This is a genomic window from Pseudomonas putida, assembly GCF_028682455.1.
Lineage (GTDB): Bacteria > Pseudomonadota > Gammaproteobacteria > Pseudomonadales > Pseudomonadaceae > Aquipseudomonas > Aquipseudomonas putida_AA.
In genome coordinates this window covers 179,793-204,947 of record NZ_JANHLD010000002.1, presented here as the reverse complement: position 1 = coordinate 204,947, position 25,155 = coordinate 179,793, and the positions used below count along the sequence as shown (strand labels likewise).

General features: G+C 60.8%; 20 protein-coding genes and 1 pseudogene. 6 read left to right on the top strand and 15 right to left on the bottom strand.

Features of this window, described 5'->3' with window-relative positions; translation table 11 throughout:
* Positions 1-19: 19 nt before the first annotated feature.
* Genes rpe through NPS58_RS11680 form a run of 4 tightly spaced genes read right to left on the bottom strand, consistent with a single transcriptional unit; the run spans position 20 to position 4,845 of the window.
* Complete coding sequence (gene rpe / locus NPS58_RS11695; protein ID WP_274115511.1) at positions 20-703, bottom strand: ribulose-phosphate 3-epimerase; 684 nt, start codon at positions 701-703, stop codon at positions 20-22.
* A 12-nt stretch (positions 704-715) separates the two neighbouring features.
* Positions 716-1,642: an alpha/beta hydrolase gene (locus NPS58_RS11690; RefSeq protein WP_274115510.1), complete on the bottom strand. Its 927-nt coding sequence runs from the start codon at positions 1,640-1,642 to the stop codon at positions 716-718.
* Positions 1,643-1,679: 37 nt separating this feature from the next.
* The gene (locus NPS58_RS11685; RefSeq protein WP_274115509.1) at positions 1,680-3,257 is read right to left on the bottom strand and encodes a class I adenylate-forming enzyme family protein; all 1,578 of its coding nucleotides are present in this window, start codon (positions 3,255-3,257) and stop codon (positions 1,680-1,682) included.
* Positions 3,244-4,845 (bottom strand): phosphopantetheine-binding protein, encoded by a 1,602-nt coding sequence (locus tag NPS58_RS11680; RefSeq protein ID WP_274115508.1) that lies wholly within the window; start codon positions 4,843-4,845, stop codon positions 3,244-3,246. The genes NPS58_RS11685 and NPS58_RS11680 overlap by 14 nt, the downstream gene beginning before the upstream one ends.
* Positions 4,846-5,288: 443 nt before the next feature.
* On the opposite strand from NPS58_RS11680, the gene ccoN reads away from it, so the two are divergent.
* From ccoN to NPS58_RS11655, 5 genes are all read left to right on the top strand, one after another.
* On the top strand, positions 5,289-6,716 hold the full coding sequence (gene ccoN / locus NPS58_RS11675; RefSeq protein WP_274115507.1) for a cytochrome-c oxidase, cbb3-type subunit I: 1,428 nt from the start codon (positions 5,289-5,291) through the stop codon (positions 6,714-6,716).
* Positions 6,717-6,726: 10 nt separating this feature from the next.
* The gene (locus NPS58_RS11670; RefSeq protein WP_274115506.1) at positions 6,727-6,939 is read left to right on the top strand and encodes a cbb3-type cytochrome c oxidase subunit 3; all 213 of its coding nucleotides are present in this window, start codon (positions 6,727-6,729) and stop codon (positions 6,937-6,939) included.
* 507 nt (positions 6,940-7,446) lie between these two features.
* Positions 7,447-7,809, top strand: coding sequence for a hypothetical protein (locus NPS58_RS11665; protein ID WP_274115505.1), 363 nt, complete (start codon positions 7,447-7,449; stop codon positions 7,807-7,809).
* Complete coding sequence (locus NPS58_RS11660) at positions 7,734-8,435, top strand: formylglycine-generating enzyme family protein (RefSeq protein WP_274115504.1); 702 nt, start codon at positions 7,734-7,736, stop codon at positions 8,433-8,435. The genes NPS58_RS11665 and NPS58_RS11660 overlap by 76 nt, the downstream gene beginning before the upstream one ends.
* Positions 8,436-8,959: 524 nt before the next feature.
* On the top strand, positions 8,960-9,535 hold the full coding sequence (locus NPS58_RS11655) for a formylglycine-generating enzyme family protein (RefSeq protein WP_337994266.1): 576 nt from the start codon (positions 8,960-8,962) through the stop codon (positions 9,533-9,535).
* 58 nt (positions 9,536-9,593) lie between these two features.
* Here NPS58_RS11655 and NPS58_RS11650 read toward each other — a convergent pair whose 3' ends face one another.
* The 8 genes and pseudogenes from NPS58_RS11650 to NPS58_RS11615 all read right to left on the bottom strand — a co-directional run bounded on the left by NPS58_RS11650 (position 9,594) and on the right by NPS58_RS11615 (position 18,463).
* On the bottom strand, positions 9,594-10,148 hold the full coding sequence (locus NPS58_RS11650) for a hypothetical protein (protein WP_274115503.1): 555 nt from the start codon (positions 10,146-10,148) through the stop codon (positions 9,594-9,596).
* Positions 10,149-10,362: 214 nt separating this feature from the next.
* Positions 10,363-11,283, bottom strand: a complete 921-nt coding sequence (locus NPS58_RS11645) for a hypothetical protein (RefSeq protein ID WP_274115502.1) — start codon at positions 11,281-11,283, stop codon at positions 10,363-10,365.
* Between the two features lie 370 nt (positions 11,284-11,653).
* Positions 11,654-11,932, bottom strand: a complete 279-nt coding sequence (locus tag NPS58_RS11640) for a hypothetical protein (protein WP_274115501.1) — start codon at positions 11,930-11,932, stop codon at positions 11,654-11,656.
* Positions 11,929-12,111 carry a LysM peptidoglycan-binding domain-containing protein gene (locus tag NPS58_RS11635; protein WP_274115500.1) on the bottom strand — a complete coding sequence of 61 codons (183 nt, stop codon included), beginning with the start codon at positions 12,109-12,111 and terminating at the stop codon, positions 11,929-11,931. The genes NPS58_RS11640 and NPS58_RS11635 overlap by 4 nt, the downstream gene beginning before the upstream one ends.
* Before the next feature lie 19 nt (positions 12,112-12,130).
* On the bottom strand, positions 12,131-12,964 hold the full coding sequence (locus NPS58_RS11630) for a DUF4123 domain-containing protein (RefSeq protein WP_274115499.1): 834 nt from the start codon (positions 12,962-12,964) through the stop codon (positions 12,131-12,133).
* Positions 12,961-15,008, bottom strand: a pseudogene (locus NPS58_RS11625) (type VI secretion system tip protein VgrG). The gene NPS58_RS11630 and the pseudogene NPS58_RS11625 overlap by 4 nt, the downstream one beginning before the upstream one ends.
* A gap of 128 nt (positions 15,009-15,136) precedes the next feature.
* Positions 15,137-15,655: an Hcp family type VI secretion system effector gene (locus NPS58_RS11620; protein WP_274115498.1), complete on the bottom strand. Its 519-nt coding sequence runs from the start codon at positions 15,653-15,655 to the stop codon at positions 15,137-15,139.
* Positions 15,656-15,985: 330 nt separating this feature from the next.
* The gene (locus NPS58_RS11615) at positions 15,986-18,463 is read right to left on the bottom strand and encodes a UvrD-helicase domain-containing protein (RefSeq protein WP_274115497.1); all 2,478 of its coding nucleotides are present in this window, start codon (positions 18,461-18,463) and stop codon (positions 15,986-15,988) included.
* 221 nt (positions 18,464-18,684) lie between these two features.
* On the opposite strand from NPS58_RS11615, the gene NPS58_RS11610 reads away from it, so the two are divergent.
* Positions 18,685-19,383 (top strand): pirin family protein, encoded by a 699-nt coding sequence (locus tag NPS58_RS11610; RefSeq protein ID WP_274115496.1) that lies wholly within the window; start codon positions 18,685-18,687, stop codon positions 19,381-19,383.
* 70 nt (positions 19,384-19,453) lie between these two features.
* Here the strand turns inward: NPS58_RS11610 and pgm are convergent, their stop codons facing one another.
* The 3 genes from pgm to NPS58_RS11595 form a co-directional block, all read right to left on the bottom strand.
* A complete protein-coding gene (pgm, locus tag NPS58_RS11605) occupies positions 19,454-21,091 on the bottom strand; it encodes a phosphoglucomutase (alpha-D-glucose-1,6-bisphosphate-dependent) (protein ID WP_274115495.1) in 1,638 nt (545 codons plus the stop codon).
* Between the two features lie 95 nt (positions 21,092-21,186).
* Positions 21,187-23,448: an ATP-dependent DNA helicase gene (locus NPS58_RS11600; protein WP_274115494.1), complete on the bottom strand. Its 2,262-nt coding sequence runs from the start codon at positions 23,446-23,448 to the stop codon at positions 21,187-21,189.
* Entirely contained in the window at positions 23,445-25,097 is a 1,653-nt protein-coding gene (locus NPS58_RS11595) for a VRR-NUC domain-containing protein (RefSeq protein ID WP_274115493.1), read from the bottom strand. Before NPS58_RS11595 ends, NPS58_RS11600 begins: the two co-directional genes overlap by 4 nt.
* Positions 25,098-25,155: the final 58 nt, after the last annotated feature.

Here is a 25,155-nt window from a genome sequence, read left to right as displayed (position 1 = left end):
TCGTTGGAAAGACCGCCAGTCAGGGGCGGCTGGGTACGGCATTGGCCATTTCACGGCGCAAGGCCGAGATCGTGGCACGGTAGTCAGTCTGGGCAAAAATCGCCGTGCCGGCCACAAACATGTCGGCACCGGCTGCCGCCACCTGGCCGATAGTCTCGAGATTGACTCCACCGTCAACTTCCAGGCGAATGTCACGACCACTGTCATCGATCAGCTTGCGCGCTGCGGCTATCTTGGGCAACACCTGGGGAATGAAACGCTGGCCACCAAAGCCGGGGTTGACCGACATCAGCAAGATCAGGTCGAGTCGGTCCATCAAGTAATGAGCGGCGTCCAGGGTACTGGCGGGGTTGAACACCAGGCCTGCCTTGCAGCCCAGGTCCTTTATCAACTGTACCGAGCGGTCCAGGTGCAGGGTTGCCTCCGGGTGGATGGAAATATAATCGGCACCGGCCTCGGCAAAGGCCTGGATCATGCTGTCCACTGGCGACACCATCAGGTGTACATCGATCGGCGCGGTGATGCCGTGGCTGCGCAAGGCCTTGCAGAACTGCGGCCCCATGGTCAGGTTGGGTACATAGTGGTTATCCATCACATCGATATGGATGACATCGGCACCGGCGGCGAGCACTTGCTCGGCTTCTTCACCCAAACGGGCGAAGTCGGCCGCCAGAATCGAAGGTGCAATCCAGAACTCTTTCACGCGCGTACTCCATTACTCATTGACTAATCGTTGCAACAACCCTGACGCCCCCTGCCCCAGTGCAGCGCTGATCTGGGCAATCAATGCAGGCTTGGGTGCATCGAGGTGAAAGTGATGGCCGCCGTCATGCCAGTGCACCCGGGTATTGAGGGGCAAGGCGTGCTTGCGCTTGTCGAATCGACTGCCTGCGAACAGGCCCTGGCGCCCGAGCAACAGGTGCAGCGGGCAAGTGATCTGTTGCAGGAACTCGCAGGCCTGGCGCTCGGTCAACGGTAGCAGTTCCGGCAGCACCAGCCGCGGGTCATGACGCCAGCGGTAGCCATGACCGAGGTTGATCAGGTCGCGCATCGCCAGTAGCCTCGCACCTTCTGCGCTGAGGCTGCCGTCGATGCTGTTGCGTCGCTCGGCGATGGCAGCCTCCAGGCTGCTGAACCGGGCTTCTTCAGGGCCGCTGAAACCGTGCAGGCGCGTACGCAATGCCAGGCGCAACAACCGTTGGGCCTTGCGCATGTGCTCGACCGTGCTGCCTTCGGGCACTGCGAACGGAGCCCCCATCCCATCGATGAACACCAGGCTGTCGATGTTGCGATTCATGGCCGCAAGAATCGACGCCACGCCCGTGCCCATGGAGTGACCGAGCACCGAAAAGCGCTTCCAGCCCAGGCTCTCGACCAGGGCGTTCATATCGTCGGCGTGTTCCCACAGGTAATAGCCGCTGTCGGCACGACGGTGTTCGGAGCGACCGTGGCCGGCAAGATCCGGGGCCACCACGAAATGATCGCGCAACAAGGGCGCGATACGTTCGAAGGAGGCCGCATTGTCCAGCCAGCCATGCAGGGCGAGCACCGGATGAGCGTCTTCGTTGCCCCAGGTGCGCAAGGCAAAGTGGTTGCCGTTGACGTCCAGCGTTTGATCGCGGCCTCTGCTTCCCACACTCATGGATTGCCCTTCCTCTGTGATCGCGCGCCGCGACAACTCATCCCGCCACCGCCATCTGGGTGTTGCAGGCCTGCTGATGCAACTGTTGGAGGTCGAACTTGCCGTTGGCAGTTCGCGGCAGGCTATTTTCAATGGAGATCGACAACGGCACCTTGTGCGCCTCCAGGCCCTGCCGGCACCGTTCGAGCAACTGGGCGACCGTCAACTGCGAGTCCTGGGCCAGGGTGACAAAGGCCCACAGCCCCTCACCGGCCGCCGCATGATCGACGCCTACCACCGCGGCGGCCTCGACACCTTCGATGGCGTAGAGATAGCCCTCCACTTCGCTGGGGCTGACCTTCATGCCCCGGGACTTGATCATCTGATCCATACGGCCCCGGAAATACAAATAGCCATCTTCATCCAGGCTGCAGTAGTCACCGGTATACAGCACGCTTTCACCCGGATAGCGCCCAGGCTTGAGCTTGAGCGCCGTGGCTGCCGGGTTGCGCCAGTAGCCGGCCATCACCGTGGCCCCGCGAATCACCAACTGGCCGACCTGATGGGGCTCGTCGATGCGCATGTCCTCATCGTCCACCAGCCACAGCTCGGTGTTGGGGATGGCAATGCCGACACTCCCGGGCTTGCTGTCTATATCTTCCGGCGGCAGGTAGGTGCAACGCTTGCACTCGGTCAGCCCGTACATGGAATAGATCTGTGCCTGGGGGAACAGCGCTTTCATCTGCGCAATATGCGGCGCCTTGAGGGCAGCACCGGTGTTGGTGACCATGCGCACGTCCGGAAAGGTCGCCTCGCGCTTGCGCGCATATTCATGCAGCAGTACCAGCATGGTCGGCACGAACGGAATCACCGTGACCTGGTACTGGCGAATCTTCTTGATCAGGAAAATCGGCCAGGTGAATTCCTTCTCCAGCACCAGGGTGGCGCCGGCGCTCATGGCCATGATCATCTGGTACAGGCCGTAGTCGAACGACAGCGGCAATGAGCACAGCACGTTGTCGGTCTCGTTGTAGCCCAGGTAGGTATGCAGGGAGCCGAGCGCCGCCAGCATGTTGCGGTGGGTCAGCATCACCCCCTTGGGCATCCCGGTCGACCCCGAGGTGTAAATGATCGCTGCCAGGTCCAGGTCCAGGTTGCCGCTGGGTAGCGGCACGCCAGCCCCCTGCCCCAGCAGGCCTTCGAAGGTTTGAACATGCGTCGAGCCCGCGTCGCCGTCGAGCAGCACGACGAGTTTGAGGTGAGCGAGCTGCGCCGTGTCAGGCCGCAGGCTGGCCATTTTTTCGGAAGTGGTGATCAACACCGAGGCTTGAGCATCGCGAACGATGTAGTCAAGGCCATCGGCCGGTGTCTCGAGCCCCACATTGACGACCACGCCCCCCGCCTTGAGCACGCCCCAGAAGGCACAGACCGTTTCGACCCGGTTGCCCAGGCACAGAACGACCCGTTTCTGGCGCTGCAGGCCGTTGACCTGCAAGCCCGCCGCCAACCGGGCGCTGGCCTCGTCGAGCTGGGCGTAGGTGTAGGTTTCATCGGCGTAGATGATCGCGGCCTTGTCCGGATGCAGTCCGTTGCGTGCTTCCAGCACATCCTGCAGCAGCACTTCAGACGCCTTCATGGTGCACCTCGATAGCCTCCAGCGCTCGACGGCCCGCAGGGAGCTGGCGATGCGCGTCGATGTAGCCGGCCAAGGTCGCCACGGTCTTGAAATGCCCCGGCGTGATGGTGTCCGGGTTGACGAAGAAGCCTTCGATGTCGTCCTCAAGGCTCACTAGCAACTCCATGGAAGTCAGCGAGTCGAGCCCAAGTTCATCGCGCAGGTGCGAGTCGGCACTGATGGCGACGTGTTCCGGAAGCTTCAAGACCACCCGCAGAATATCGGCGAGCTGGCGCTGGGTGGCCACCTGGGCAATGGGCGTCGGCTCTGCCTTGGTCGCGGTGCCGAGCAACTCGTCGAGGGCCACATCGGTATGGCTGTCGCGGATTTCCACGGCGCTCTGGCGGGCGCGGGCAAGGAACAAGCGGTTGTGGCTGACCACCACTTCGGCCGGGTGACCATGGCTGTGGAACAGCGTTGGCGAGGCAGTGGGCCCATATGCGCCCGAAGCCGTCACCGCCAGCAGGTCGCCTTCGCGCAAGGCCTCCAGCTGTACATCCCGCCCCAGCAGGTCGTCCGGGCTGCAGAGCGGCCCGGAGATATGGTACTCACGCAGCGGCCCACCATTGTCGCCGGTGGCCTTGACGATCCGGAAGTTGCGCTTGAGCACCTGGCCACTGCCGGCCGCCGCACCGTGGCAGTTGGTGCCACCGTCGGTCACGGCAAAGGTCTTGCCGTGGTTTTCCTTGATGTTGTCGACCGTTACCAGCAACGACCCGCACTTGCCGGCAACGAAACGCCCTGACTCCAGAATGATCCGAGTGCGGGGGAACTCATGATGAAAGGCGTTGAACAGGGGTGCCAGCAACTGCTTGAGCTGGGCGGTGTCGAGTTCCTTTTCGTTTTCGTAGTACTTGATACCCAGGCCGCCGCCAACGTCGACCATGCGCAGGTCCAGGTTGTAGCGGCGGCTCAGGCTGCGATACAGCCCCAGAATGTACTCGGCGTTGTCGTACACCGACTGAGCATCGAGAATCTTGGTGCCGTTGTAGACGTGGATGCCCTTGATCCTGATGTTGGGCAACGCCAGGTACTGGGCAAAATTGGCCACTGCGGTGTCTTCTTCGATACCGAAGTGCGTCGGCCGCCCGCCCATCTTCCATGGCGAGCCTGCGGCGGAGAAATTGGGGTTGATGCGAATGGCGACCGGTGCGTCACAGCCCAGCTCCCCAGCCAGGGCAGACAACTTGCGCAACTCGCTCTCGGACTCTACCACGATGGCGAACACCCCTACTTCCAGCGCCCGACGATGCTCTTCGGGCTTTTTGTAAGGGCCCAGCAGGATGATGTCCTGGGGGGTAACACCGGCCTTGAGGGCTATCTCCAGCTCCGCCAGCGAACAGACTTCGGCGTTGCCACCGTATGAGCGGATCAGTTTCACCAGCGATAGGTTCGGGTTGACCTTCAATGCATAAAAGATGTCCACACAATCGGGCAACGCGTCGCGCAATTCATTGAAACTGCCGCGCAACACGGCTTCATCATAGAGGTAGGTGGGTGTCCCGAACGTCGCTTTGGCCTGGAGAACCAGGTCCTTGGAAAGCTTCATCTTATGCTCCCTTCTGTTCTTATAGTCTGCCGCCGCAGCGGCGTCGCCCCGTTGTGTAAGCGCCTTCGCACAAACCCCATAGCGGTTTGGCTTCAAGGCAAATTGCGCATCTCTGACACGATCTATCGTCTCGCGCCTAAAACTTTGCGCGCAAAGTTTGTCGAAATTCTGCGTCCACGATTACGGTGATGTCAAGGTAATTCCATGTTCGCCGGGCTGCGGCTTAAAGCCACAGTTCACCCGCCGGCAAACACAGCACAGCGTATTTTCGCCACACCTTGCCCATAACAGTGCGCTTCACACCCAATGGATACGGGGCATTTATCTGATCCGTAGTTCTGCCAGGTTTCTGAGTCTGTTTTGCATCGCTTCAGCTTCCTACAGTGCGCCAGGGCTCTGCCCCCACGGCAGAGCGAGCCATACAGGAACTGTGGAAAAAAGCCATGAGCACACATCAACAGGCGCAGGCCTATAACTACAAAGTGGTCCGACAATTCGTGGTCATGACGGTGTTCTGGGGCATCGTCGGCATGGCCATGGGTGTCTGGATCGCCTCGCAACTGGTCTGGCCGGAGCTGAACCTGGAACTGCCGTGGACCAGCTTCGGCCGCCTGCGCCCACTGCACACCAGCCTTGTGATCTTCGGTTTCGCCGGCAGCGCACAATTCGCCGCCAGCTACTACGCGGTGCAGCGCACCTGCCAGGTGCGCCTGTACAGCGACAAGCTGGCCGCCTTCACCTTCTGGGGTTGGCAAGCGACCATCGTGATCATGCTGGTCAGCCTGCCGCTGGGCCTGACCACCACCAAGGAATACGCCGAGATCGAATTCACCGGTGCAGTCTGGATGGCGATTGTCTGGGTGGCCTACGGTGTGGTGTTCTTCGCCACCCTGCTGCGTCGCAAGGCCAAGCATATCTACGTCGGCAACTGGTTCTTCGGTGCCTTCATCGTGGTGATCGCCATGTTGCACGTGGTCAATCACTTGTCGATCCCGGTGAGCTGGTTCAAGTCCTACCCGGTCTACTCCGGCGCCACCGATGCCATGGTCCAGTGGTGGTACGGCCACAACGCCGTGGGCTTCTTCCTGACCACCGGCTTCCTGGGGATGATGTACTACTTCGTGCCCAAGCAGGTCGGTCGTCCGGTGTACTCCTATCGCCTGTCGATCGTGCACTTCTGGGCACTGATCACCCTGTACATCTGGGCAGGCCCGCATCACTTGCACTACACCGCCCTGCCCGACTGGGCGCAATCGCTGGGCATGGCCATGTCGCTGATCCTCCTGGCGCCTAGCTGGGGCGGCATGATCAACGGCATGATGACCCTCTCCGGGGCCTGGCATAAGCTGCGCGACGACCCGATCCTGCGTTTTCTGGTGCTGTCGCTGGCGTTCTACGGCATGTCGACCTTCGAAGGCCCGATGATGGCGATCAAGACCGTCAACGCCCTGTCGCACTACACCGACTGGACCATCGGCCACGTACACGCCGGCGCCCTGGGCTGGGTGGCGATGATCACCTTCGGCTCGCTGTACCACATGATCCCCAAGGTGTTCGGTCGCGAGCGCATGTACAGCATCAGCCTGATCAACGCGCACTTCTGGCTGGCCACCATCGGTACCGTGCTCTACATCGCCTCGATGTGGGTCAACGGCATCACCCAGGGCCTGATGTGGCGCGCCACCAACGACGACGGCACCCTGACCTACTCGTTCGTCGAGGCACTGGTAGCCAGCCACCCGGGCTTCCTGGTGCGCTTCATCGGTGGCGCGTGCTTCCTCGCCGGCATGCTGCTGATGGCCTACAACACCTGGCGCACGGTGCGGGTCGCCGACGAGCACCTGGCCTTGAACAACGCCCGCATCGCCTGAGGAGCCTCCAATGAACGAGTGGCTGTATGCACTGTATTGCCTGAGCGGCGTCTTGTTCTTCTACCTGGTCACCAGTGCCTGCCTACGGGGCCATGACTGCGAGGTAGACGATCAGGTCAGCCTGATGCCCTTTGCCGACGACCCATTGGTGGCGCAACGGGTTGAACGGGCAATTGGCAAGCCGGTGCCGGCGGTAAAGCCGGACGTGGCGCTCAAAGCCTGACGTGATGTGCCGGATGGACTGCTGGCAGGCATTGCCGGCGATCCATCCGCACGCTACCTGACCCACCGAATCGAAAGCGAAATTTCCCACGCAAACTTGGGACCTCCCGGGACCGAGTTACCCCGACGCTGCCTATAAGGCCCACGCTCACACTCCCCCACCATGACCCGGCACAAAACCGGGCGGCCTGTCGAACTTTCCAGAAAGCAATCTCGGCGCTGCTTACGCAATACGGGCGACTACGCCTACAGGCGCAAGGTATTTCATGGACGAGCTTCATGACTCTGACCGCACGGCTTATCCGTTGATGGCGAAACGACGAAAGAGAATCAATATTACTTCAGTACGCAGGACCTGCAGGGTATCGATGTAGGAAATATCTTATTGTGCACTAGGAATTATCGCTAATTTAGCGAAATTACAAATTACTGTTGTCGAGCCTTAAAATCGGCAAGAGTGAACAGATACACTGCGGCTATCAAATTTTTCATATAAGGACATTCCTTGATGCCAAGGCTGACACTCTTGCCGCTTTGTATTTTTCTACTTGCCGGCTGCCAGGCGCAATCGTTGCCTCTTCCCCAAAGCCAGAAACTCTCGCCAGACAAAGTCGCCCGGATTGCTGCAACCATCGACCAGAAATATCCGAAGCTCTCCGCTGAAACACGGAGCAAGCTGCTCAATACCGTGGTGCAGTCACTGGACAATATGGTGTTCGTGGAGGGAGGCGAGTTCGAGATGGGCGACTTTGGCTGGCCGTTCGATGACAACCCGTACGACTTATGTGACTGGCCTTGTGGCGTGGATCGGAATCAGATGGGGAGGATCACCTTTTTGGTGAGGACGACTTCGTTCATCCGGTCAAGCTGAGTAGCTACTACCTGTCGAAGTTCCAAACGACGCGAGGTGATTTTGACTTGTTTTTTATCGCACAGGGCAAGCCGCTATTTGACCTTGAACTGCGTAAACGTGAAGACTTGCAATTTCGCTATCAACCCAACCTGCCGGCCCCGACTAAACGCTGGCAGGAGGCCAAGGATTATTGTGGTTGGCTGGGGGAGCTCAGTGGTTACCCTGTGGACCTGCCGACCGAGGCGCAGTGGGAGTATGCCGCGCGTAGTCGCGGCCAGTATGTGATGTTTCCGACCGATAACGGCAGCTTGAACTATGATCGCAACTTTCCACATCCCGACGAGAGCCGCACCTTTCCGGTTGATAAATTCTTTCCTAACCCATTAGGCATTTACAACCTGTCGGGCAATGCCACCGACTGGGTCAATGATTGGTATGGTGAAAGTTACTATCGCCACTCTCCTTTCGAGAACCCCCAAGGACCAGAAACGGGTACGCAGCGAATTCGCCGTGGCGCTGATATTGGTGAAGGCCCAGTTTTTTCTGCAAGCACCGTGAGGCGCTGGGGGGATGACCCAGAAAGAAATGGATATTTTCCAGGAACAAGCTTTCGCTGTGCAGTTCAATCGGAGAGGCCGTTCTAAGTGACATAAACAATAGCGGCCCCTTTCGGCGCCGCTATCATCACCCTAACTACTCACTTTAGACCTAGTCGTCAAAACGGCCACGGTCTTTTCATATAGGGACATTCCTTGATGCCAAGGCTGACACTCTTGCCGCTTTGTATTTTTCTACTTGCCGGCTGCCAGGCGCAATCGTTGCCTCTTCCCCAAAGCCAGAAACTCTCGCCAGACAAAGTCGCCCGGATTGCTGCAACCATCGACCAGAAGTACCCGAAGCTCTCCGCTGAAACACGGAGCAAGCTGCTCAATACCGTGGTGCAGTCACTGGACAATATGGTGTTCGTGGAGGGAGGCGAGTTCGAGATGGGCGACTTTGGCTGGCCGTTCGATGACAACCCGTACGACTTATGTGACTGGCCTTGTGGCGTGGATCGGTATCAGATGGGGAGGATCAGTTTTCGCGGCAATGATGACTTCGTTCACCCGGTCAAGCTGAGCAGCTATCACCTGTCGAAGTTCCAGACAAAACTGGGTGATTTTGATTTATTTTTATTGCTCAAGGCAAGCCCGTATTTGATCTTGAAGATCGAAAGCGCGAAGACTTACAGTGGCTCTATCAACCCAACCTGCCGGCCCCGACTAAACGCTGGCAGGAGGCCAAGGATTATTGTGGTTGGCTGGGGGAACTCAGTGGTTACCCTGTGGACCTGCCGACCGAGGCGCAGTGGGAGTATGCCGCGCGTAGTCGTGGCCGGTATGTGATGTTTCCGACCGATAACGGCAGCTTGAACTATGATCGCAACTTTCCACATCCCGACGAGAGTCGCACCTTTCCAGTAGACAAGTTTGTTCCTAACCCATTAGGCATTTACAACCTGTCGGGCAATGCCACCGACTGGGTCAATGATTGGTATGGTGAAGATTATTATCGCCACTCTCCCCTCGAAAACCCCCACGGACCAGAAACGGGTACGCAGCGAATTCGCCGTGGCGCCAATATTGGTGAAGGCCCTGTTCTTTCTGCCAGCACCGTGAGGCGTTGGGTGGATAATCCAGAAAGAAATGGATATTTTCCAGGTACAAGCTTTCGTTGTGCAGTTCAATCGGAGAAACCGCTCTAAATGACATAAACAATAGCGGCGCCTTGCGGCGCCGCTATCATATAGCTAACTACTCATCTCACACCAAGCCGTCAAAACGCCCACTACCACGAGCGGCTAATAATGTTTTTTCTTTGTACCAGGGCTGACTGGTTTTCCACGCCAGCTGGGTTGAGCGGGCCGAAGCCTGGTGCATTGCCAAGCCTTCAATAAAGTAGTTGAACTGATTCTGCTCATAGCCATCCAGCAAGGCGTTGATTCGCTCCAGGCTTTCCATGGCGTTCACTTTCCCTCCATGGGGTGAGCAGTGCTCCAGCGTTTTGATAAACTGGCGCCACGTCTTGATTTCTGACAGCAGGATCACCAGGGCTTGCTCCTGCTCTTCGTTGAAACTTTCGACAAACCCTTCGGTTAACAGATAGACCATCGGTCCCAGCGTCTCGGGCGGCAGTGCACTAAAGGGTAAATACTGGCCTTTGATCTCCATGGTTTTAGTACTTTTATTATTGTTGATATATTTGGCCAAATGATAGGCTTCCGATTTAGTCGCGTTACGTTTTTGCCACCAAACGGCCATTTCGTCGTGCCCCTCCTTGAAACCCTCAGCGACCAACGTAATAGGAGAAGTTGCCATCTTATACAGTCCAGAACAGAGGTAGGCGAATGCATCCCCTGTCACTCCCATCAAATACCGATAATCCACCGCCGCCAACGCATTACAGAACAACCACGCCAACCTACCGACCTGCTCGAGATCTACGACCGTAGCAAAACTACCGCCTGCCCCAGGGCCAAATACCACCGAACCACTGCAGGTAACCGCCAACCGGTCTTCCGAGATCTCAATCCTAAACTCCCCGCCAGCCCCACCCCCGCCGCCGCATTCCCCTCCAGATTAATCCTCGCCAGATCCTTCCAGTTGCCGTCGGCATTGCTTTGCCCAAGCACGGCGGGGCCTTTGCCTTGATCGTCGGGCGCGACCCATTGAAACGCCCCACTGAGTGCGCCACCCAGTTGGGCGCCGGCAAAACCATCCGCCTTGACGCCAACGCTGCCGTGGGGGTGATGGCCACTGTCGGCGGGCCCAGCAAGGCGGTCGCACCGGCCGAGGTTTCGCTGGGCCTGTAGCCGGTGGCAACCCCTGCCTCAGCTTGTGCCCTGACACCTGCAAAGCAGGAAAGCTCCAATTTGCCGTGCAGGCGGAAGACCCCAATGGGGTGGGTCACTGCCTGGTCCAGGGCGTTGCGGTAGACAATGCTGGCGACGTAGCCACCCTGGTCGGGAAAGTAGCTGTGCAACGCCACACTGGCTTCGGCCAGCGAGAACGCCGCATTGCCTTTGACGCCCACATCGATGGTGCCCTCCCTGGGGTTCCAGCTGTTCACGCCGGCACTGGCGATGGCGGCGAAGCGCAAGGCATGGGCTTCTGCGGTGACGGCAACGCGTGAGGCGTCGCTGTGGTTCGAGCGCCAGGCGACTTCCTGGTGCAGGGCGTTGAGCACGGGGTTGAGCCACTGGCTGAACTCAGTGTCGTCCTCGTTATTCCAACTGCTGAGCTTGGCCTCCAGGCCGCCCAGCGGGCCAACCTTGCGCGTGGTGCTGATCGCCGACTTGATGTCGTTGATCAGCTCCCTGGCCAAGGATTTACCCAAGGGCTTGCCGGCCAGTACCTGGGTGGAGACTCGGGTACGCCACTGGGTGGTCTCGTGGTAGCGAGTGGAGATGTAGTGACGGCGGCTGGGGTCGCTGAACAGGATGACTTCGACCACGTTGATACCGGTTCGGGTTTGCCGGCCCAGTTGGTGGGCGCCGCTGCGGCCCTTGCCATGTTTGAGGTCGGGTATGGCGCCGCTGTCAGGGGGCGGCTGCCTTGTGGTTTGTCCTGGCGCTGGGCGGCCAGTTGCACGCGCAGGGCGTTGATCTGTTTATCCAGTTCGAGGATTTTTTTGTTCTGCAGTTTTTTCCAATTGCTTTCGAATAGCGACGAGGGTTTCCACGGCGGCGTGTAGGCCTGATACCAGTCACGGGCGCTTTGTAGCGTTGCCAATTGCCCTTGCAGGTCTTGGTCGGAGCTCGGCGGTGGGCTTGCGGGCGCTGTAGCGCGGGGCTCACGCACCAGTAGATCCGCGCCTTCAGCCTTCACCGTCCAGGCCTCTTTGACACAGGCAGAACAGGCGCAGACGGCGTCGGGTGCCTGTTTTTCTTGCACTGCGCGCTGGGCAAGGCATCGGCCAGGTTGCGGTGCAGTTCGTCCATCAGCTTTTGCACCGCACTGATTTCCTGTTTCAGCGCTTTTGCCTGCTTGTGGGTCAGAACGTAGAAGTGGCTGTGGCCAGGGATGTGGGCAACGTCCACCAGCTCCTCGTGGCACTCGGGCTGCCCCTCGATGGCAACGCTGGTGATGCTATTGGCATTCACGGGGGTGGCAGATCCAGTTGTGCCGGGAAACCGGAAAGCCGCAGTTGCCAGCCAGGCAGGATGTGATCCGGATTTTTGACAATCGGGTTGAGCGCCTGAAGATCCGCCACGGTAAGGCCATGGCGTTGGGCGATCTTGCTCAGTGTATCGCCGGATTGAACCGTGTAGGGGGTGTCCATCACATATCGTCCTTGTAATTCAGAGTTGCTCGAGCCCGACCAGCTTTTGGTCAAGGCTCTGGTCTTCGCTTTGCAGCAATTGGGCGAAGGGGGAACGTTCCCAGAAGCCATCGCCATGACGCAGTGCCAGGCGTAACCAGCGCTCTTGTTCGACAATTTCCAGGTACCCTGCCTGGCGCGCCGCGAGCAGTTGTTCGTACACGAACGTTTCTGCTTGTGGCATAGGCAATGCACTGCGGTAATGCTGCGCGAGTTGTGCGGCCTGTACCTGCAAGCGGTGATGATCCATTGCGTTCTGGCGCTGCCTGTCGAGGTGCAGCCAGCCAGGGTCTTTAACCTCGGTGTTGAGGGTTGCCCGCGGATTTGCCTGGTGCCGCCAGCCCAGTTCGTTGCGCCAGGCAAGGTCGGTGATCGGCCCGAGGAACTGCCAGCGTTCGGCCTCATCCAGGCTGTTCAACAACGGCTCCAGCCAGCGTGGATCAAAAAAGCGGAACATCCGCGTCGGCCCGTCATCGGTGCTGACGGTGAGCAAACTGCGCCAATGGGTCACGACTTGTTCGAAGGCATATTCATTCTTCATGTAGGCCACGCACCCGGCGTCGGTTCGCTCGAACAGCGTGCTCAGGTGATCCATCAACCCACCGGTTGTCGGGCACAGCAAGGCAATAGGCCCTACGGCTTGCAGGGCTACATAAGGCGTGTCGTTGAAGAGGGCGACGGAGCGTGTAACACCCTGTTCAAGGCTTTGATCAATACGCAGCTGTAGCTGTGGATCGAAGCTGGCATCGACAATCACACACAGGACACCCGGCGCAGCGGGCGTTTGGAACGCAGAGGCGATGGATTTGATCATGCTGTTTTACCCGACGGATGAATCGGGCACTCCCCAGAGGCAACGTGCGCACAACACGCTGTCGGCAATAGTGAGCCCGTTGCGGCTTGCTGTTGGTAGGACTCGCCCCCTGGCAGCGGCAATACGGGGGGTAACGGTGTGCCTTCAAGCATTCCAGGCAATATCGGTGCGGCAGCGCTGCCCGCAACAGGTGCCCCACCCGTCTGTACTTCAGTACTGCTGAAGATACCGCCAGGCCCGATCACCAGATGCTGGCCACCCGCTGTCAAGCTAATGCTGGCACCGGCATCGAGGACCAGGCTGGCCCCTGCCTTGAAGTGCACCTGCTGGCCGGCTTCGACCACCAACGTTTGCCCAACCTGGGTATGGCTACTGTTGGAGACGTGCAGATAGTCGCTGGCCTTGAGTTCGACCTTGCGATCGCCGGTTACCGTGCGTTGCTCTTCGGCTTCCAGCACCGCGATGCTGTTGCCCTTGATGGTTTCGCGGCGCTCGTTGCCGACGTCCAGGCGGCTGTCGTGGGTGATGGTTTGCTGCATGTCGCGCTGGGCATGCAGGGCGATCAATTCCTGGCCGCTGCGGTCCTCGATCATCAACTCGTTGTAGCCACCATTGGCGGGCGAGCTTTGGCTGCGCAACACGGTTTTGGTCTTGTTCGCCGGCAACGGGTACGGCACCGCGTTGACCTTGTTGGGTACGCAACCGGTAATCAGCGGCCGGTCCGGGTCGCCCTCAAGGAAGGTCACCAGCACTTCCATGCCCACCCGCGGCACGGTCACCGCGCCAAACTGCTCGCCGGCCCAAGCGGAGGACACCCGCAGCCAGCAACTGCTCTTGTCGCTGCCAAGCCCGGCGCGGTCCCAGGAAACTCGACTTTTACCCGGCCGTACTCGTCACAGAAGATCTCCTCGCCAGCCGGCCCGCAAACCCGCGCCGTCTGGGCCACCAGCGGCGACTGCCGGGTGACCAGCGGGGGCGGTAGAACACGTCCCAGGGGATGGCGCTGAAGTGGTTGCGGTAGCCCTGGGTGAAGCCGTCGGCTGCCGGGCGGTCGCTGGGGTGGACTCCTCGAGCACTTGCGGCTGTTTACCTTCGTGGCTGACGCTGAGCAATAGCCAGCGCGCGTTGCACGACGGGCGCGGATGTTCGCTCAGGTCGAAATAGTGGCCGCTGCGCAGCGCAGGCTGGTCGCTTTTGCCTTCGCTCACCAGGTAGTCGCTGCGGTGGCGCTCCAGCGCCTCGTTGGCCAATTGCTCGCCGTGCTTTCGCGACGCTTGCAACAACGGGTAGCGGTAGTCTTCAAGCCGCGGGAAGAAGGCACTGTTTGCCTGGCTTTGCAGCAGCAGCCTGGGGCGCTTGAAGTCATAGTCGCGTCGGCTCACCGCGCTGGTGCGGGTGCTCAAGCGCTGGGAAAACTGGCTGACCACCGGATGGTCGGCGACCATGGCGGTGTCTTGCTGGTAGGGCGTTGTGCCTAGGCAGGGGAAATACATCGGGTGGTTGGTGAACACCAGCAGGTGGCCGTCCGGGCTGTGCTGGTGGTGCCAGGCGATACCTTCTTCGGCGCACAGCCGGCGTACGAAGTCGAAATTGCTTTCGCCGTACTGCGTGCAGTACTCGCGTGGGGGACGGGGTCGACCTTGAAGACGAACGCATCGGCCTGGATACCCTGCCCCTGGAGAACCTGGGTGATGATCTGCGGCACGCTCTGCTGCTGGAAAATCCGCTGGTCGTGACTGAACTGCAGGTAGTGCAGCGCCGGTACCAGGACCAGTTGATAACGCGTCAGGCGGGTGCCGGGTTCGCCCGCCTCTACCTCTTCGATATGCCCGTGCAAGCCTTCGCCGTCGAGGCCAAAACGTAGAAATGCGGGTTGGCCGAGCAGGCCCTCCACGTCAAAGTCGGCGTACTCACTGACCACGTCAATGCGTATCGCGTACAGCGTGCTGAGGGTTTCGCTGCCTGCAAAGGCCAGCACCTTGAAGTCGTGACGTACAGCGGGAATTTGCAGCTCGAAATGCGCAGTGTTGGCCGAGGCGAACATAGGCTTTTCCTTATGCTGGGCGGTCCAATGAAGCGTGAGCCTCATTGGACATTCGCGTTGGGAATGACTGGCACAACACGCGGGCCAACTTCTACGTTGGTCCCACGTGTTGTGACGGTCGTTAAGCCTTAGCCCGCGACGGGCACACGCCAGTCATCGGAACCGGAAGTACCCGATATTTCATGGGTCCAGGTGATTTTGCGGTAGGTGAATTCGACGTCTTCGAGGTGGGTGAAGTGGGTGTTTGCCGGGTCCTGGCAGTTGCGCATGTAGTCTTTGATATCGACGATGATCGCGTCTTCCAGAACGGTGGTGTAGTAGTGCTCCTGGGTACCGGCAGCCGATGTGCGGTACCACTGGATTTCGATCTTGGTCAGACGCTCACCTGACGTCAGCGCGGCCAGCAGCAGCGGCGAGGCCTTGTCGAACACTTTGGTGATTTTCACCGGTTTGTGAATGCGTTGACCGGTAGGCTGACCAGACTGCGGGTCACGCGGAATGATGACCTCGTGCTCGAAACCCTGAACCATGACCTGGTCTTCATGGCCCTCCTGGTAAGTATTGCCGACCGAATCGGCTGTGAACGCACCAGCGGTAATCAAGCCTTGTTTGGTGCCAGTGATGGACATGTATGCGGGCGTAGCCATGATGTAGCTCCTTGCTGAAAATAGAGACCCGAGAGGGCAAAATTGCCTTACGGGTACTTCCAGGTTGGCAAGGGTTGTGCCAGCACATAAAAATCAATGACTTATAAATGCCTCAATCAAAAACTGGCTAAAATTCGACCAAAAACACGGTAAAAGTGCGCAAGAAGTTGCGCAGTGGTGTGCAACTTCTTGCGCACTCGCCTGTACATGACGGTTTAAAAGGCCCGTAGCAATGTATTCACAGGGTTATCCACATTTTGGTGCGCAACTTCTTGCGCAGTTGATGACTTCACTCGTCAACGCGAATCGTACGCGCTGTCAGCTGACCGCTCATTTCACACGGCTCTCGCGCCCGTCTTCGAAAAACGCCTTGCGCCCATCCACCTGGCTCGATGCCCGAGGCAGGTTGGCCGCATCCCCCGTCGGCGTTTCCACGTACCAGTAGCAGTGTTTCGCCGCCCGGGTAATGGCGACATAAGCCAAGCGCAGTACTTCATCCTTCTGGGCATTGTCGAAGGCCAACGGATCACCGTTGCGCCCCAACCCGGCCTGGCGATAGACCTGGTTCTTGTAGGGCGAACTGGTCAGGTGCTGGCAGTCGCCCAGCATGAACACGGCATCCGCCTGCAAGCCCTTGGCACTATGGTAAGTCAGTTGTCGGAAGCGTCGCTGGCTCGCAGGCAGCCCAGCCTCATGGTTGATCAGCGGCTGTATATGCTCTGATATCAACGACTTATCGCTACTTTTTCGAAACAACATCATCACCGACTCACCACGCCTGTAGTGCTCCATCAAGGTCTGCGCCAAGGCTGCTTCGTCACGTTCGAGAACTTTGACAGGCAGCGGTTCCTCGGCCGCCTGCCCGCAGGCCCTGGCTTTTTTGCCGCTGATCGCGGGCGCGGGCTTCACGATGTGTTCAGCCGCATCGATGATGTGCTGGTGGCTGCGGTAATTGTCGGCGAGCATAACTCGGGTGTTGCTGGGCGAAACGAACTCCTTGGTGAACTCCATGAAGTACTTGGGCGAGCTGCCGCGCCAGCCATAGATCGATTGCCAGTCATCTCCCACGCACAGCAGCGAGGAATGCTGGGCAGCCCGTCCGATATTCAAGGCCGGGCCGCGGCGGCGGATCTCGCGCAGGCAGGCGCGCAGCCAGGAGACGATCTGCGGCGAGACATCCTGGAATTCATCGATCATCAGGTGCGCCAGCGGACGCAACAAGGGGTCGGGCAGCAAGTGCAGGTTCTCGGGGTTGTTCTCACCGAACAGCGCGAACATGCGGTTGTAGCTCATGATCGGCGGCGACTGCCCGAGCAGGTGCGCCTCCAGCGCCTTCCAGTACAGGCTCAAGGACTCGAAGAACAGCGCGTCGCTGTCACCGGCGGGGAAGCTCATGGCTCCTACCGCCTTGCTCACTTCGAGCCCGAGGTTTTCGATAAAGCCTGCGGCGCCGACGAAAGCATCAAGCAAGGGGGCAGCCGACAGCTCACCCTTGATCTTGTAGTCAAAGCCTGGCCCGGCCACGGCATCGCCGGCCAAGGAGGTGGTCAGGCGCTTGGCCGCAGCATAATTTTCCAGCCAAATCACAGGCTTATCGCAGAAAGCTTGAAATAGGGTGCGCTTTATCACCCACTCGGCCCAGACCGGAAGCTTGGCGCCAGGGCGCTTGTACTGCTGGTTTTCACCCGGGTCGAAGCCCAGCACGACCCAGGCATCCAGTTCCTTGATATGGCCGTGGAAGTGAAAACGGCTGCCGTTGATCTCCACCGTCTCGCGGCTCGGTTCGATGCCCTTGATTGGCCAGGCACCGGCGGCAAACCAGAGGTCTTCGAGGGTGTCGCACAGTTCTTCGTCGCGGCTGGCGGACAATTGCGTCACCGCCACGCGCTTTTGCACATCCGGATGGTCGCGATCCAGGGCCTTGAGCTGCAGGGCTTCGCGGCGCAGGCCAGCGATGAGCTCGGCAAAACGCGGACTGCTTTTGAGCAGGTCGCGGTAGCACAGGTTCAATTGCTGGCGCTGGGCGTCGTTGATACGCAGGTCAAAGGGGTTGCTCTCGGCGCTGGCTTCGCTGCCGCTGGGCATTTCACTGCCGAGGGTCTCGAAGGCACGCACCTGGCTGAAGCCCGGCAAACTTCGCACCAGCGGCAAGATGCGCGAGTGGAAAGTGCGCACCAGCTCACGTGCCTGGGGCGGGCTCAGCTGCAGTTGCCAGAGGCCGAACACCTGGACCAGGCGGGCGATGAAATCCTTGCGCGATTCACGGGTGAAGGTCACCACGGTCATGGCGTCCAACTCGAAGCCCAGGTAATGGCGCAGCAAGAGAATACGCAGCACCAGCGAGGTCGACTTGCCGGCACCAGCCCCGGCGATCACGCAGGTGGAGGGGGTGTCACTGAAGATCATCTTCCACTGCGCGGCGCTTGGCTGGGCGTGGGCCGGCAGGCGTTGGGCGACATCGCCCTTGAAGCGTTTTTTAAGCTCGGCGGTCAATGGCAGTCGCCAGTCGTCGAACAGGCAGTCGTCCTGCCCCGGCACGCCGTGGCCCTCGGGGCGAGTGTCTCGGATCACCAGCACTTGGCGCCCGGCCTCATAACCATCCACCCGCCCTTCTTCGTAGCCCTCGCGCAGGCCATCGGCATGCCCGGTGCGCTGGCCGCTGGCGTGGCCCTGGAACCAGGAGTCGCGGTGCTGGGCCTGTAGCCGGCTCAGTCCGCGGCCGAGCACGCGCGCCGCCAGACGTCTGATCCAGGGTAACTGCGCAGGGGGAGTCAACTCCGGGGGTAGCTTGGGACGCTCTTCAGACACACCGACTCCAACACAAATAATCCAGCACGCATGTTCGCTCCAATGAACAAAAATCACCAGCTGATTGCTTGAAGATCAGCTAATTAGACGATGAAGCGCATAAACCACGCTAGCTATCAGCATCTAATAATCCGATAAGAATCAGTCGAAATTTACGCTTATTTTCGATTATAGATTCAGCGATGATCCTCCCATCAAACGACTCACCAGGAGAGCCCATCATGCTGCAACTGCGCCCCTTCAAGAGCCTTGGCCACGCCAACCATGGCTGGCTCGACGCCCACCATCACTTCTCCTTTGCCGAGTACTACGACCCGCAACGGATGAACTGGGGCAACCTGCGGGTCTGGAACGATGACCTGATTGCCGCTGGCAGTGGCTTCCCGCCACACCCGCACCGCGACATGGAAATCATCACCTATGTGCGCGAAGGCGCTATCAGCCACCAGGACAACTTGGGCAACAAAGGCCGTACCGAGGCTGGCGATGTTCAGGTGATGAGTGCCGGCACCGGTATCACCCATGCCGAGTACAACCTGGAAAAGGTCGATACGCGGATCTTCCAGATCTGGATCGTGCCGGAGCGGGTCGGACAAGCGCCGTCCTGGGGTACTCGCCCCTTCCCCAAGGGCGAGCGCGGTGAAGGGTTCGTCACCCTGGCCAGCGGCCGGGAAGGCGATGAAGACAGCTTGCGCATCCGTGCCGATGCCCGCCTGGTGGCGGCGACCCTGCACGCCGGGGAAACGGCCGAGTACAGCTTCGAAGCCGGTCGTCGCGGTTATCTGGTGCCTGCCAAAGGGTTGGTCGAGGTCAATGGACTGCGCGCCGAGGCCCGGGACGGGATGGCGATCGAGGATGAGCAGGTGCTCAAGGTGACGGCGCTGGAAGACAGCGAGGTGGTGCTGGTGGATGTCGCTTGAGACCTGATCGCGGGGCGAGCCCGCTCCTACCCGGTAGGAGCGGGCTCGCCCCGCGATGCTTTTTCAGCGCTTAGGCAATCGCCTCATCAACCAGCGCCTGCGCCTCGGCCACCAACCGCTGCAGGTGCGCTTCGTCCACGAAGCTTTCCGCATAGATCTTGTAGATATCCTCGGTGCCCGATGGCCGCGCGGCAAACCAGCCGTTGGCGGTCATCACTTTCAGGCCGCCAATGGCCTGGTTGTTACCCGGCGCATGGCTGAGGATCTGTTCGATCGGCTCACCGGCCAAAGAGGTCGACTTGACCTGCTCCGGTGCCAGCTTGCTCAGCAGGGCCTTTTGCTGCGGGTTGGCCTTGGCCTCGACGCGGGTGGCAAAGGGCTCGCCCAGTTCAGCGGTCAGCTCGGCGTAGGCCTGGCTTGGGTCGCGGCCGGTACGCGCGGTGATTTCTGCGGCCAGCAAGGCCGGGATCAGGCCGTCCTTGTCGGTGGTCCAGACGCTGCCATCCTTGCGCAGGAACGACGCACCGGCACTCTCCTCGCCACCAAAGCCCAGGCTGCCGTCGAACAGGCCATCGGCGAAGAACTTGAAGCCCACCGGTACTTCATGCAGGCGTCGACCCAGGCGTGCAGTAACCCGGTCGATCAGGCCGCTGCTGACCACGGTCTTGCCCACGGCAGCGTCGCTGCGCCATTGCGGACGGTGCTGGAACAGGTAGTCGATGGCCACGGCCAGGTAGTTGTTGGGGGCCAGCAGGCCGCTCGGGGTCACGATGCCGTGGCGGTCATGGTCCGGGTCGCAGGCAAAAGCCACGTCGAAACGCTCGCGCAGGCCGATCAAGCCCTGCATGGCGTAGGGCGAAGACGGATCCATGCGGATCTGCCCGTCCCAGTCGACGCACATGAAGCGGAAGGTCGGATCGACCTCGGTATTGACCACTTCCAGGTTGAGCTTGTAATGCTCGGCAATCGCCGACCAGTAGCGCACCCCGGCCCCGCCCAGCGGATCGACACCCAGGCGCAGGTTGGCACTGCGGATCACGTCGAAGTCGATGACGTTTTCAAGGTCGGCGACGTAGTTGCCCATGTAGTCGTGGCGATGGGTCGTGCTGGCCGCCAGGGCCTGCTCGTGGTCCATGCGCTTGACGCCATTCAGGCCCGCGGCCAGCAGCTCGTTGGCCTTGGCTTCGATCCACTTGGTGACATCGCTGTCGGCCGGGCCGCCATTGGGCGGGTTGTACTTGAAGCCACCGCTTTGAGGTGGGTTGTGCGACGGGGTGATGACGATACCGTCGGCCAGGCCGCTGCTGCGCCCACGGTTGTAACAAATGATCGCATGGGATACCGCCGGCGTCGGGGTGTACTCGTCGTCCTTGGACAACATCACCTGAACACCATTGGCCGCCATGACCTGCAGCGCACTGGCGGCGGCCGGGTTCGACAAGGCGTGGGTATCGGCGCCGATGAACAGCGGCCCGTCAATTCCTTTGCTCTGGCGGTACAGGCATATGGCCTGGCTGATTGCCAGCACATGGTGCTCGTTGAAACTCAGATCCAACGAGCTGCCCCGGTGCCCGGAGGTACCGAACGCAACCCGCTGGGTAGCGATGCTGGCATCCGGCTGGCCGGTGTAGTAGGCGGTCAACAGGCGTGGGATATCCACCAGCACGGAAGCCGGAGCCGGCTTGCCCGCCAAAGAACTGAGCGTCATGCAGAACCTCAAGGAAGGATGTTCAGGGAAATAAAATCACAGAGTTTACTGGCACTTTGACCGGCACGCGACGCCAATGCTCCCGGCCACTGCGATTATTTCTGTTGAGGCGCCCACCAACCCGGGAACATCTGTTGCACACGAGACTCGGCGAAGCGGTCGTCAATGAGCATCACCGTGCCCCGGTCATCGGTACCCCGAATCACCCGGCCGGCCGCCTGGATCACCTTCTGCACGCCGGGGTACAGGTAGGTGTAATCGAACCCGGCGCCGAACAGGGTCGCCATGCGCTGCTTGATCTGCTCGTTCACCGGGTTGACCTGGGGCAGGCCGAGGGTGGCGACGAAGGCACCGATCAGGCGCGTACCCGGCAAGTCGTCCCCTTCGGCAAAGGCACCGCCCAGCACCGCGAACCCTACCCCGCGCCCGTTCGCCACAAAACGCTCGAGGAACGCCTGGCGCTGCCCTTCATCCATGCCCGGGGCCTGGCGCCACTGCACCACCTGTGGATGCGTTTTTGCCAGTAAATCAGCCACTTGCTGCAGGTAGTCAAAGCTGCTGAAGAAGGCCAGATAGTTACCCGGCTCGGCGGCATACTGGGCGGCGATCAGCTCGACGATGGGGGCCAGTGAAGCCGCGCGGTGCTGGTAGCGAGTCGAGACCTGGCTCACCACCTGCACGCTCAACTGCTCGGCCGCGAAAGGCGAGGCAACCTCCAGCCACCCGGTGTCCGTCGGCATGCCCAGCAGGTCGGCGTAATAGCGCCGGGGCCCCAGGGTCGCGGAAAACAGCGTGACACTGCGCGCCGCCGCCATGCGCGGCCCGATCTGCGCGGCCGGTACCACATTGCGCAGGCACAAGGTAGACAGGCTGCGCTTGCCCGGCCCTTCGCGCTTGCTGATGTCGAACAGAAAGTGTTCGCCATACAGCTCGCTGACCCGCACGAACTGCAACGCCTGAAAGAAGAACTGCAGCACCGCCGGGTCGATACCGGCAGGTTGCTGGTTCAGTTGCTCCTGGATCTGGCCAATGCACTGCTGCAGCGCCTTGAGAAAGGCCTCAGGCAACTCTTCGACCACCCGATACGGCGCCACCTGCGTCTTGTGCAGGGCGTTCCACTGGCGATTGAGACGGTCCAGCGCGTTGCCGATGCCGGCCGGCTTGCTGCGCCGCAGGCTGTGCAGTTGCCACTGGTCGAGGCTGGCGCTGTACATCTGCCGTGCCCGCTCTACCAGGTTATGGGCCTCGTCCACCAGCACTGCCAGGCGCCACTGGTTGACCTGGGCCAGGCCATGGAGCAAGGCACTCTGGTCGAAGTAGTAGTTGTAGTCGGCCACCAGCACATCGACCCAGCGCGCCATTTCCTGGCCCAGGTAGTAGGGGCACACCTGATGGGCCAGGGCGATCTCGCGCACGGCAGCCTTGTCGAGGATCGCCACCGCCTGTGCGGCCTGGCGTGCGGCTGGCAACCGATCGTAGAAGCCTTTGGCCAAGGGGCAGGCCTCGCCGTGGCAGGCCGTCCCGGGAAACTCACAGGCCTTGTCCCTGGCGACCAGTTCCAGGCTGCGCAGTGCGAGGTCCGGGGCGCTGGCGTGGACTTGCTGCAGGGCTTCCAGCGCCAGGGCACGCCCGGGCGTCTTGGCGGTGAGGAAGTAGATTTTGTCCAACTGCTGCGGCACCACGGCCTTGAGCAACGGAAACAGGGTACCGAGGGTCTTGCCAATGCCGGTGGTGGCCTGGGCCATCAGGCAGTGGCCGGTGCTGACGGCCTTGTACACGGTTTCGGCCAGTTCACGCTGGCCGCGCCGCAAGTGCCCGTGGGGAAAGGTCAGCGCTTGCAGCCCACTATCGCGCAGCGCCCCCCGTTGCAGCTGTTGCTCGGCCCAATGCAGAAACCGAGCGCATAGCTGATTGAAGAACCGTTCCAGCTCGGCAGCGCTGCAAGGTTGTTCGATCACGGTCTGGGTGTCGCTGTCCACATCCAGGTACACCAGCGCCAGGTCGATAGCGGCAAGCTGGCGCTGCTGGCACAACAGCCAGCCGTAGACCCTGGCCTGCGCCCAGTGCAACTGGCGATGGTTGTCGGGCTGGCGGGCAAGGTCACCGCGGTGGGTCTTGATCTCTTCCAGGCGATTGAGCCGCGGATCGTAGCCGTCGGCCCTACCCCGTACCTGCAAGGCGCCAAACTGCCCTTCCAGGCTGATTTCCGCCTCATAGTCGGGCCCGCGCCTGCCCACCACCCGCTGATGGCCGCTGATGCCTTCCTGGGCAGTAGGCGAAGGGGTGAATCGCAAATCCAGATCGCCGACCTTGGCGCTGAACTCGCACAGTGCCCGCACCGCCACACAGTAGGTCATGGAGACGCGGGGCCCCAGCGCACCTGGCACACCTCGACCGGCAGGCCGTGCTCGGCGCAGAAGTCTATCCAGCGCAGTTGGTTATCCTGCAAGCGATCACCCGGCCCCTTGACCTCGATCATCCGGTAACGCTGTTGCTCGGGCCAGAACTGGATCAGGTCGGGCATGCCGGCACGGTTGGTCTGGATATCGTCGAGCAAGCGAATAAAACACTGCTTCAAGTGCTGTGCCGGGAGGCAGGCCAAGGCCTGCTCGAGCAAGCCGTCGCTGAGCATCTGCCAGTAGACGAAGGGCGATTGCAGCCCTTGTTTGCTGATGTAGCGCCCACGGATGGTCTGCTGGTAGCGGCCATCGTCCAGCTGCGCCAGGCAGTCGGCGAACAGGCCGGCGCGCCGTGCCTGGAACTCGGGGTCGTGCAGATCTTGGGGCGCGCTCTGGAATGGGTGGAAGAATGCCCCGGGCAGGGGTGCAAAGATGGCTTCCCAGCACAACAGCCCGAACAGGCTGTTGAACAGGGTATTTTCCACGTAGTGCACCTGCCCGCCTTGCGCTTGCAAGTGCAACTGGACCGCTTGCTCGACACCCAAGGCGGCCTGCTCCGGCGGCAACTGCAGCTCGATGAGGCCAACCGCCGGCTTGCTTCGCCGAGGTTGCGGTGGCCCGCCCAACTTGCGCTGCAAGCGCGGCAGCATCCGTGCCAGGGCCTGGGCCTCGATGGGGCCCGCCGGTTGCCCGGCGACCTCCAGGGCCAGTGCATGAGCCTGGGCCCATTGCTCGCTGCGCTCGAGTACCCGGATACGACGAATGCGCGCTTGCGGGTGCTGGCTATGAGGGTAGGCCTGCAGTGCCAGGTCCCAGTCGCCCAGGCGTTCGCAGTACTGGCCCAGCTGGTACAAGACGCGGGAGCGCCGGCGCAGCAACCAGGGATTGTCGCTGCTCACCGCCTGCACCTGCGCCAGCACCTGTTGCGCCGGCGTACCTTGCTCAAGCAGCTCGGCACAGCGATGCAGGGCCAGGGCCATGTCGATATCGCCACGCTTGCGCAAGGCACGGGAGTCGTCACTGAACGCCACCTGCTCGTAACGCAGCAGACCCAGGTCGGCCAGGACGAACTCCGACCAGTCCTGGTAGAGGTTGCCGAAAAACAGCAGGCGCAGCCGATCGCACAGGGCCTGCAACTGCAACACGATGATGGGTTCGTCAAAGCCCGGCAGCCAGTCGTGCAAGGGCTGGGGCGGCAGTTCCAGGAGCTGCAACTGGGCGTACAGCTCGGCCTTGGCCGCCCGGGGACGTACCAGGTGCGCGGCAAATCCGCTGGCGATTTCATCCTTGCGCAATACCTGGAACAACTGCTCCAGGCTCAAGGGGCTGTCGTCTGTCACCCAGCCTTGTTCAAGCAGAGGTTGCAACGCCTGCAACGGCGGCCCGATTTCGGCATAGACCAGTTTGCTGGGGCGGAACAACTCACCCTTGCGCATCACCATGCGCACCAGCAACGCCTGGGCAGCCCGCGGCTGTCCGGAAAACCGCTCGAGGAAGGCGTGCTCGCTGTCATCCAGCAAATCGGCATAGCGCAGCCCGATCCAGCGGAGCACCTGCTGGAAGTTGCAGAGGTAATAGAACGGGTCGTCGACGGAGTGGGCAATCACGGCAAGGCTGCTGGCAGGTATCAATGGCACTGGTTATACATACAGACCCTGCTGTTGG

Coding starts and splice junctions, on each gene's coding strand:
- NPS58_RS11680 (WP_274115508.1), bottom strand. CDS start 4,845: ATGAAGCTTTCCAAGGACCTGGTTCTCCAGGCCAAAGCGACGTTCGGG.
- NPS58_RS11600 (WP_274115494.1), bottom strand. CDS start 23,448: ATGACCTACTGTGTGGCGGTGCGGGCACTGTGCGAGTTCAGCGCCAAG.
- NPS58_RS11665 (WP_274115505.1), top strand. CDS start 7,447: ATGCCAAGGCTGACACTCTTGCCGCTTTGTATTTTTCTACTTGCCGGC.
- NPS58_RS11650 (WP_274115503.1), bottom strand. CDS start 10,148: ATGGCAACTTCTCCTATTACGTTGGTCGCTGAGGGTTTCAAGGAGGGG.
- NPS58_RS11620 (WP_274115498.1), bottom strand. CDS start 15,655: ATGGCTACGCCCGCATACATGTCCATCACTGGCACCAAACAAGGCTTG.
- NPS58_RS11610 (WP_274115496.1), top strand. CDS start 18,685: ATGCTGCAACTGCGCCCCTTCAAGAGCCTTGGCCACGCCAACCATGGC.
- NPS58_RS11635 (WP_274115500.1), bottom strand. CDS start 12,111: ATGGACACCCCCTACACGGTTCAATCCGGCGATACACTGAGCAAGATC.
- NPS58_RS11690 (WP_274115510.1), bottom strand. CDS start 1,642: ATGAGTGTGGGAAGCAGAGGCCGCGATCAAACGCTGGACGTCAACGGC.
- NPS58_RS11630 (WP_274115499.1), bottom strand. CDS start 12,964: ATGATCAAATCCATCGCCTCTGCGTTCCAAACGCCCGCTGCGCCGGGT.
- NPS58_RS11685 (WP_274115509.1), bottom strand. CDS start 3,257: ATGAAGGCGTCTGAAGTGCTGCTGCAGGATGTGCTGGAAGCACGCAAC.
- NPS58_RS11670 (WP_274115506.1), top strand. CDS start 6,727: ATGAACGAGTGGCTGTATGCACTGTATTGCCTGAGCGGCGTCTTGTTC.
- pgm (WP_274115495.1), bottom strand. CDS start 21,091: ATGACGCTCAGTTCTTTGGCGGGCAAGCCGGCTCCGGCTTCCGTGCTG.
- ccoN (WP_274115507.1), top strand. CDS start 5,289: ATGAGCACACATCAACAGGCGCAGGCCTATAACTACAAAGTGGTCCGA.